General features: G+C 69.7%; 4 protein-coding genes and 1 pseudogene. 4 read left to right on the forward strand and 1 reads right to left on the reverse strand.

Going from position 1 to position 7,105, the window contains the following annotated elements; genetic code table 11:
* The first annotated feature begins 5 nt into the window (after positions 1 to 5).
* Together ACWCRB_RS16215 and cyc2 are read left to right on the forward strand one after the other, a co-directional pair.
* Positions 6 to 770: an ABC transporter ATP-binding protein gene (locus ACWCRB_RS16215; protein ID WP_450996662.1), complete on the forward strand. Its 765-nt coding sequence runs from the start codon at positions 6 to 8 to the stop codon at positions 768 to 770.
* A 147-nt stretch (positions 771 to 917) separates the two neighbouring features.
* Positions 918 to 3,074, forward strand: coding sequence for a germacradienol/geosmin synthase Cyc2 (gene cyc2, locus ACWCRB_RS16220; RefSeq protein WP_450996663.1), 2,157 nt, complete (start codon positions 918 to 920; stop codon positions 3,072 to 3,074).
* Between the two features lie 38 nt (positions 3,075 to 3,112).
* Here the strand turns inward: cyc2 and ACWCRB_RS16225 are convergent, their stop codons facing one another.
* Entirely contained in the window at positions 3,113 to 4,648 is a 1,536-nt protein-coding gene (locus ACWCRB_RS16225; protein ID WP_450996664.1) for a hypothetical protein, read from the reverse strand.
* A 171-nt stretch (positions 4,649 to 4,819) separates the two neighbouring features.
* On the opposite strand from ACWCRB_RS16225, the gene phsA reads away from it, so the two are divergent.
* A complete protein-coding gene (gene phsA / locus ACWCRB_RS16230) occupies positions 4,820 to 6,691 on the forward strand; it encodes an O-aminophenol oxidase PhsA (protein ID WP_450996665.1) in 1,872 nt (623 codons plus the stop codon).
* Positions 6,692 to 6,803: 112 nt separating this feature from the next.
* Positions 6,804 to 7,105, forward strand: a pseudogene (locus ACWCRB_RS16235) (PDZ domain-containing protein); the annotation flags it as partial.

Here is a 7,105-nt window from a genome sequence, read left to right on the forward strand (position 1 = left end):
TCCGGATGCTCACCCTCGACTCCCTCGGCCAGCACTACGGCGACCACAGCGTCCTGCGGGACATCAGCCTCACCGTGCCCGACGGCCAACTCCTGTGCGTCGTCGGCCCGTCCGGCTGCGGCAAGTCCACGCTGCTGCGCACCATCGCCGGGCTGCTGCCCGCCCACGAGGGCACGGTCGCCGTCGACGACACGCCCGTCTCCGGTGTGCCCGACCGGCTCGCCGTCGTGTTCCAGGACTACGGGCGCTCCCTGTTCCCCTGGCTCACCGTGCGCGAGAACGTCGCGCTGCCGCTGCGCCGCCGTGGTCTCGGCCGGGCCGAACGACGCGGTGAGGCGGAACGGATCCTGGAGCGCGTGGGTCTGGCCGGTGCCGCCCGCCGCCACCCCTGGCAGCTCTCCGGCGGTATGCAGCAGCGTGTCGCCATCGCCCGCGCGCTCGTCTGCCGTCCCTCTCTGCTCCTCATGGACGAGCCCTTCGGCTCCTTGGACGCCCAGACCAGGGAGGATCTCGAAGACCTGCTCCTCGAGGTGCACCGCACGGACGGCGCGACCATCGTCTTCGTCACCCACGACATCGACGAGAGCGTGTACGTCGGCGACCGCGTCGTCGTCCTGTCGCCGGGCCCCGGCTCCCGCGTCCTCCTCGACCTCCCGGTCGGGCTCCCCAACCCGCGCGACCAGATCGGGACGCGGGGGCTGCCCGAGTTCGTGGCGCTGAGGGCGCAGGTCGGACGGGCGGTGCGCTCGGGGGCGGGTGAGGTCTCGTAGGACTCGCAGGAAATCTCGTAGTGCTCGCATGTCGAGTGAACTCACAGCGCCCGTCCGGAATCCCGGAATCGGTCCTGATTCACGCGATGGTGTGATCATGTCCCACTCCGTGGATGGCACGTCCGGGGTAGGGGTAGGGCCCCGCCCATGACACAGCCGTTCGTACTCCCGCACTTCTACATGCCGTATCCCGCGCGCCTGAATCCGCATCTCGACGAGGCGCGTGCCCATTCGACCGTCTGGGCACGGGAGATGGGAATGCTGGAGGGCTCAGGCGTCTGGGAGCAGTCCGACCTCGACGCGCACGACTACGGGTTGCTGTGCGCGTACACGCACCCCGACTGCGACGGGCCCGACCTCTCGCTCATCACCGACTGGTACGTGTGGGTCTTCTTCTTCGACGACCACTTCCTGGAGGTCTTCAAACGCAGCCAGGACCGGGACGGCGGCAAGGCCTATCTCGACCGGCTGCCCCTTTTCATGCCGCTCGACCTCTCGACTCCCGTACCGGAGCCGCAGAATCCGGTGGAGGCGGGCCTCGCCGACCTCTGGGCACGCACGGTTCCGTCGATGTCCGTGGACTGGCGCAGGCGGTTCTCCGTCGCCACCGAGCATCTGCTGAACGAGTCGATGTGGGAACTGTCCAACATGAACGAGGGGCGGATCGCCAACCCCGTCGAGTACATCGAGATGCGCCGCAAGGTCGGCGGCGCGCCCTGGTCGGCGGGGCTCGTTGAGTACGCGACCGCCGAAGTGCCCGCGTCCGTCGCGGAGTCGAGGCCGCTCAGGGTGTTGATGGAGACCTTCTCGGACGGCGTTCACCTGCGCAACGACCTGTTCTCCTACCAGCGGGAGGTCGAGGACGAGGGCGAGCTGAGCAACGGCGTACTCGTCCTGGAGACGTTCTTCGGGTGCACGACCCAGGAGGCCGCCGACACCGTCAACGACATCCTCACCTCACGGCTGCACCAGTTCGAGCACACCGCGTTCACCGAAGTGCCCGGCCTGGCCCTGGAGAAGGGCCTCGCACCGGACCAGGTCGCTGCGGTGGCCGCGTACACGCGCGGGCTGCAGGACTGGCAGTCCGGCGGCCACGAGTGGCATCTGCGCTCCAGCCGGTACATGAACGAAGGGGCCCTGGAGGAGTCGCGGCCGTTCGGGGTCGGCGCCTTCGGTACGTCCGCGACCAACATCGGCGCACTGCTGGCCTCGGCCGGCGCCGAACGCCTGCGTGCCTACACGCATGTGCCCTACCAGAAGGTCGGCCCGTCCCAACTGCCGGATTTCTACATGCCGTTCCGCCTCACTCTCTGCCCGCATCTGGACGGCGCCCGGTACCGCCTCACCGACTGGATGCACAGCATGGGCATGCTCCAGGAGGGCGTCTGGGACGAGGACAAGCTCGCCGCCGCCGACCTGCCGCTGTGCGCGGCCGGCATCCACCCGGACGCGACGGCCGACGCCCTCGACCTCAGTTCCGCCTGGCTGTCCTGGGGCACCTACGGCGACGACTACTACCCCCTCGTCTTCGGCCACCGCCGCGACCTGGCCGCGGCCCGCCTGTGCACCGAGCGGCTCTCCGCCTGCATGCCCATCGAGGGCGACGGGTTCCCGGTGCCGGTCAACGGCATGGAGCGCGGGCTCATCGACCTGTGGCGGCGTACGACGGTCGCGATGACCCCCGACCAGCGGCGCACGTTCCGTGCCGCGGTGGACGTCATGACCGAGAGCTGGGTGTGGGAACTGTCCAACATGACCCAGAACCGCATCCCCGACCCGATCGACTACCTGGAGATGCGCCGCGCCACCTTCGGCTCGGACCTCACCATGAGCCTGTGCCGCATCGGCCACGGCCGGACGGTCCCGCCGGAGGTCTACCGCAGCGGCCCCGTCCAGTCGCTGGAGAAGGCGGCCTCCGACTACGCGATGCTCATCAACGACGTCTTCTCGTACCAGAAGGAGATCCAGTACGAAGGCGAGATCCACAACGGCATCCTCGTTGTCCAGAACTTCTTCGACTGCGACTACCCGACCGCGCTCGGCATCATCCACGATCTGATGACCCAGCGCATGCAGCAGTTCGAGCATGTCGCCGCCCATGAATTCCCGGTCCTGTACGAGGACTTCAAACTCACGGACGAGGCACGCGCGATCATGGACGGCTATGTGGACGAGCTGCGGAACTGGCTGTCCGGCATCCTGCACTGGCACCAGCAGGTACCCCGCTACAAGTCGGACTACCTGGCCCGCAGGTCGCACGGCTTCCTGCCGGACCGCAGCAGCTCGGCACTGGCGGTCGGCTGACGGCTCCCGCCCACCAGTACGTACGCGCCCGTCCTGCGTCAGCCGAGGTCGCGCACCCGCTCCGCCGTCTCCTCGGCGAGCTCCCGTACGCCCGTGGCGGCGTTCCCCGAGAGCTCGCCGAGTATCGCGTCGGAGGAGGCCAGCAGGGCGCGGGCCTCCTGAGGGAGGTCCGCGTCGGCCAGCGCGCGGGTGAGGGCGTAGTGCTCCTCAGCGATGTAACGGCCGAGGTTCACCCCGTGCCAGAGCCGCAGGGAGGAATCCCGGGGGTCGGTGAGGATGGCGCGCAGGGCCGCCAACGTGGCCGTGGCCTGCGGCAGTTGCCCCAGCTCCCGTTCCAGGCGAGCCTGTGTCAGCCGGGCCGACACCCGGGCCCAGGCCGTGTCCGGGAGGCCGGCGAGCAGCCGCTGGGCCCGCAAGGCCTGGAACCGGTCGCCCAGTTCCTGGAACTCGTGGCTCAGGCCACGCAGCGGGGAGGTGTCCAGAGCCTCCGGTGCACCGACGGGTTGCCCGAGTCGATGCTGATACAGCCCCAGATCGATCTCGTCCAGCAGGCGGATCAGCGTGACCCGGGCCAGTTCGGTCATGCCCTGGTCGCGGGCCAGCTCCGTCCAGGTGAACACCGGCTCGTCCGCCGGGTCCGTGCCGAACATCAAGGCGTCCGTCTCCAGTGCCCACTGCCGCAGTTCGGCACCCGGGGCCCCGGACCCCGGCAGCTCGCCCAGACCGCACGCCGTGTCGAAGTCCGTGTCCCGGACCTCGTGCAGCAGCGGCAGATCCTCGGCCAGTCCGTGCAGGCCCACGAGGACGGCTCCGAGGCGCAGTTCGTCCGTCATCGACGACTCCGCCTCGTACCGCACCAGATGCCGCAGCAGGCCCAGATCGCCGTCCGCGCGGTCGAACTGCGCGGCCCGCAGGGCGAGTCGGCGGCGCAGCGGATCCCGGGCCACCTCATCCCACACCACCGGGCCGTCGGCCGCCCGCAGCACGGCCAGGTCGGCCCGGCCACGGGCGAGCACCGGCTCCCACAGGGGCGGGCGCGGATGCCGGTCGAGCAGTTCGTACGCCCCGCCCTCCTCCGCGTTGAGCAGCAGGAAGTCGGGCTCGGTGCGCAGCAGGGCCTTGTGCAGCATGCCGATCAGCTCTACGGGGGAGCGCTCGGGCAGCCCCAGGGCGCCGCGCAGTTCGGCGCGTTCGGCGTCGATGTCGAAGTCCTCGCGCATCTCCTGCTCGGTCTCCGCCATGCGCGCGAGGATCTTCTCCGTACCGTCGGCGGGCGACAGATCCAGGTAGTCGTGCCAGCCGGGCAGACCGATCACTGTCTCCAGCGCCTCGTCGGCACTGGAGCCGATGATCCCGGCCGAGCCCTCCGAGCCGGCGTACAGCACCGATCCGTCCGCGCACACGAAGAACGTGCCTCCCGTGCCGTCGCCGGCCACCGGGGTCAGCTCTCCGCCCGAGGCGAGGCGGACCTCCTCCCCGTGGTCGGCGCGGTCGAGGTCGAAGTCGAAGGGGAACGCGGCCAGTTCGGCGGCGGAACGGCTCTGTCGCAGCAGCCGCAGGGCGTGATCGGTCATGCCGCAGAACGTAACAGCCCCCACTGACAACGGGAATATCGCCGTCCATTACCAGTTTCCGAACCTTCTCGTACGGAATCACGCATTCAGGGAACTTCGGCAATTCCCGAGGAGTCTTATGAGGTGAGTGGAACGGAATGACAGACCATCAGAACACGGGGGTGTTCGACCTTGACCGACATCATTGAGAGGCCTACAGAAAGCATTACGGGAGAACAGGAGCCCGCGCCCGGGGAGTTGACGCCGTACGTGGCGCCGCTGCCCGTCCCTCCGGTCCTGCGGCCCGCGTCCGAGGACGTGCTGAAGGAGACCGAGATCGCCCTGCGCCCGGCCTGGGTGCGCCTGCACCCGCAGCTGCCGCCGACCCTGATGTGGGGGTACGAGGGACAGGTGCCCGGCCCGACCATCGAGGTGCGCCGCGGGCAGCGCGTCCGGATCGCCTGGACCAACCGCATTCCCGCGGACGGCGAATACCCGGTCACCGCCGTGGAGGTCCCGGTCCGCGCACCGGGGACCCCGCCCGCGACGACCGAACCGGGCCGCGAGGGCGTCGAGCCCAACAAGGACGTGGCGGCCCTGCCCGCCTGGTCGGTGACCCATCTGCACGGCGCCCAGACGGGCGGCGGCAACGACGGCTGGGCGGACAACGCCGTGGGCTTCGGCGACGCCCAGCTCTCCGAGTATCCGAACGACCACCAGGCGGTCCAGTGGTGGTACCACGACCACGCCATGAACATCACCCGATGGAACGTGCTGGCGGGCCTCTACGGCACCTACCTCGTCCGTGACGACGAGGAGGACGCCCTCCATCTCCCCTGCGGGGAGCGGGAGATACCGCTGCTGCTCGCCGACCGGAACCTGGACACGGACGAGGACGGCCGCCTCAACGGACGTCTGCTGCACAAGACCGTCGTCGTGCAGCAGGAGAACCCGGAGACGGGCAAGCCGGTCTCCATCCCGTTCACCGGCCCGTACACCACGGTCAACGGCCGTATCTGGCCGTACGCCGACGTGGACGCCGCCTGGTACCGCTTCCGGCTGGTCAACGCGTCCAACGCGCGCATCTACAACCTCGTCCTGGTCGACGAGGACAACAACCCGGTCCCGGGCGTCGTCCACCAGATCGGCAGCGACGGCGGACTGCTGCCGCGCCCGGTCCCCGTCGACTTCGACGGAGCGCTGCCCACACTGACCGCCGCCCCGGCCGAGCGTTTCGACCTGCTCGTCGACTTCAGGGGGCTCGCCGGGCGGAAGCTGCGCCTGGTCAACAAGGGTCGCGCTCAGGCGCCGGGCGTGCCCGACCCGGCGAGCGACGTGCGCTACCCGGAGGTCATGGAGTTCCGGGTGCGCGAGGAGTGCGTGAACGACGGCTTCGAACTGCCCGAGGTGCTCTCCGGCTCCTTCCGCCGCCTCACGCACGACATCGAGCACGGGCACCGGCTGATCGTCCTCACCCCGCCCGCCACCAAGGGCGGCGGCGGACATCCGGAGATCTGGGAGATGACCGAGGTCGCCGACCCGACCGGCATCCAGTTCCCCGCCGAGGGCGTCATCCAGGTGACCGGCCAGGACGGAACGACCAAGACGTACCGGCGTACGGCACGGACGTTCAACGACGGCCTCGGCTTCACCATCGCCGAGGGCAGTCACGAACAGTGGAGCTTCCTCAACCTCGCTCCGATCGTCCACCCGATGCACATCCACCTGGCCGACTTCCAGCTCCTGGGCCGGGACGCGTACAACGTCTCGGGCTTCGACCCGGCGGTCGGCGGCACCCGGAGTCCGATCGCCTTCGACGCGGCCACACAGATACCGCTGGCGCCCAACGAGCGCGGCTACAAGGACGTCTTCCGGGTGCCGGGGAACCAGATCCTGCGCGTCATGGGGAAGTTCGACGGCGCGTACGGCCGGTTCATGTACCACTGCCACCTCCTCGAACACGAGGACATGGGCATGATGCGGCCCTTCGTGGTGATGCCCAAGGAGGTGCTCGAGTTCGACCACGGGGCGGGACACGGCGGCCACGACGGTCACACGGCCTGAGGGGTCCGGGCGGACGCCTATGGCTGCCCATTTCTGACCCTGTGTCAGTCTCACTCGTTCGTGGCTCGTTGTGCGCCGGTGCGCAGGGTAGAGCACCTGCCGGAGGCGATCCATGGAACAGACCGCACTGCGTCCCAAGCCCATGCCCGGTCAGGAACCGGCCGGCGGCACCACAACCCGTCCGGCCCGACGCCCGCACGCCGCGCCCCGGCGCGGCCGACGGCTGACGACCCTGCTGTTCGGCCTGTTCGTCGGGGCCGTCCTGGTCCTCGCGGGCGTCGGGCTCGGCACGCTCGGCGCCACGGTGATCGGCATGAGCAAGCTCGCGGACCTGCAGCGTCACGCGGGACAGGACGGGCAGGCAGGGCAACAGGGTCAGGGGCCTGACTCGGCGGGCGCGCGAAGTGGTGCGCC

This window comes from Streptomyces sp. NPDC002156 (assembly GCF_053593675.1).